At 74.3% G+C, this 2335-nt stretch carries 3 protein-coding genes; 1 reads left to right on the forward strand and 2 read right to left on the reverse strand.

What is annotated here, in order from left to right:
* Positions 1 to 737, forward strand: a 737-nt coding sequence (locus tag RIF68_RS34605; RefSeq protein ID WP_309055461.1) for a His/Gly/Thr/Pro-type tRNA ligase C-terminal domain-containing protein, incomplete at its 5' end; no start/stop codon positions are given.
* A 76-nt stretch (positions 738 to 813) separates the two neighbouring features.
* Here RIF68_RS34605 and RIF68_RS34610 read toward each other — a convergent pair.
* Entirely contained in the window at positions 814 to 1797 is a 984-nt protein-coding gene (locus RIF68_RS34610; protein WP_309055462.1) for a slipin family protein, read from the reverse strand.
* An 86-nt stretch (positions 1798 to 1883) separates the two neighbouring features.
* A partial coding sequence (locus RIF68_RS34615) for an aminoglycoside phosphotransferase family protein (protein WP_309055464.1) occupies positions 1884 to 2335 on the reverse strand: 452 nt, incomplete at its 5' end.

Consider the following 2335-nt stretch of genomic DNA (forward strand, 5'->3'; position numbering starts at 1 on the left):
TGACGGAGAGCGACTTCGCCGAGCGCGCCGACCTGGTCCGCGGCTACGTCGGTCCGCAGGGCCTGGAGAAGGTCACGTACCTCGCCGACCCGCGCGTGGCGCCCGGCACCGCCTGGATCACCGGGGCCAACAAGGAGGGCACGCACGCGAAGAACGTGGTCGCGGGCCGTGACTTCGAGGTCGACGCGTACGTGGACGTCGTGGTCGTCGAGGAGGGCGACCCCTGCCCCAAGTGCGGCACCGGCCTGAAGCTGGACCGCGCGATCGAGATCGGCCACATCTTCCAGCTGGGCCGCAAGTACGCCGACGCCCTCAAGCTCGACGTCCTCGGCCAGAACGGCAAGCCGGTCCGCGTCACCATGGGCTCGTACGGCATCGGCGTCTCGCGCGCCGTCGCCGCGCTGGCCGAGCAGACCGCCGACGACAAGGGCCTGTGCTGGCCGGCCGAGGTCGCCCCGGCCGACGTGCACGTGGTCGCCGCCGGCAAGGCGCTGCAGACCGAGCTGGCCCTGGAGGTCTCCGACCAGCTGGCCGCGGCCGGCCTGCGGGTCCTGGTCGACGACCGGGCCGGGGTCTCCCCGGGCGTGAAGTTCACCGACGCGGAGCTGATCGGTGTCCCGAAGATCCTGGTCGCGGGCCGCCGGGCCGGCGAGGGCGTCGTCGAGCTCAAGGACCGCCGCACGGGCGAGCGCGAGGAACTGCCGGTCGCCGAGGCGATCGCCCGCCTCTCCGCCTGATCCCGCCGTACGGGGCCGGGCCCCGGGCTTTCCGCCCCGGGGCCCGGCCCTTTCGGTGTCCCGGGCGCTCCGCCCGTCAGGCCGGCTCCTCCTTCGGGGCCGGTTCGACCGAGGTGCCGGTGAGGTCCTCGATGGCACCCGAGGCGTCCGCGCGTCCCGTCAGGTAGGCGTCGCCGGGCGGCGCACCCGCCTCCGCGCCGGTGGGCGGGACGGGCGCCCACGCCGCTGCCCGGGCCTCCTCGGCCGCCCGGGCGGCCTGGCCCTCCTGACCCGCCCCGGCCCGCTCCGGCCGTCCCGGCGGGGGCGCGGCGCGCTCGAGGAACCGCAGCAGTTCCACCGGGATCGGCAGCACCAGCGTCGAGTTCTTCTCGGCGGCGACCGCCATCACGGTCTGGAGCAGCCGCAGCTGGAGCGCGGACGGCGCGTCCGCCATCTGGTGGGCCGCCTCCGCCAGCTTCTTCGACGCCTGCAGCTCCGCGTCCGCGTTGATCAGCCGGGCCCGCCGTTCGCGGTCGGCCTCCGCCTGCCGGGCCATCGACCGCTTCATCGTCTCCGGCAGGGACACGTCCTTGATCTCCACCCGGTCGATCTGGACGCCCCAGCCGATGGCGGGCGAGTCGAGCATGAGCTCCAGACCCTGGTTGAGCTTCTCCCGGTTCGACAGCAGGTCGTCGAGGTCGCTCTTGCCGATGATGGACCGCAGCGAGGTCTGGGCCATCTGGGAGACGGCGAACTTGTAGTCCTCGACCCGCACCAGCGCCTCGGCCGCGTCCACGACCCTGAAGTAGACGACCGCGTCGACCCGGACCGTCACGTTGTCCCGGGTGATGCCCTCCTGCGCGGGCACCGGCATCGTGACGATCTGCATGTTCACCTTGTGGAGCCGGTCCATCCCCGGGACGATCATCGTGAAGCCGGGCCGGCGCACCTCGCCCCGCAACCGCCCGAAGCGGAAGACGACCCCCCGCTCGTACTGCTTCACCACCCGGGCCGCCGCGCCCACGTAGGCGACGGCGGCCGCTCCGGTACCGGCCGCCGTCATCAGCAGCTCCTGGATCATCGCGGCCCCCTGAGGTCGAGCAGAACCGTACCGACCGTCTGGAAACGGTACAGAAAGGGTATTCCCGCTCGGGCGCCGCGCGAACGTCAGAGCCAGCTCGCGAACTCCAGCAGCAGCTCCGCGTCCTGCCGCCGCCCCGCGGTCAGGGCCCGTGTACCCGACTCGACCGCCCGGAAAAGGGTCCAGCCCCGCAGCCGCTCCCGGTCCACCTCCAGGGAGTCGGCCAGCTTGTTCACCCGGCGCCGGGCGGCCGAGGCGCCCGCCGAGGCGGCCACCAGGTCCTCCACCCGGTCCCGCACCAGCCGCGCCAGGTCGTACGCCCGCTCACCGACCAGCGGCTCGGGCCCCACGGCCAGCCAGGGCGCCCGGTCCCCGGCGAGCACCTTGCCCTGCCGGAAGGCGCCGTGCAGCAGCAGGGTCTCGGTCTCTCCGGAGGTCAGCTCCTCCCGTGCCGCGAGCGCCGCCGCCGTCAGCGCGCCGGCCCCCGGGTCGGCGCGGTACGGCTCCATGGCCGCCGCCTGCCGGGGCGGGCGCGCGG

Origin of the sequence: Streptomyces sp., from assembly GCF_031178505.1 — a bacterium.
Lineage (GTDB): Bacteria > Actinomycetota > Actinomycetes > Streptomycetales > Streptomycetaceae > Streptomyces > Streptomyces gulbargensis.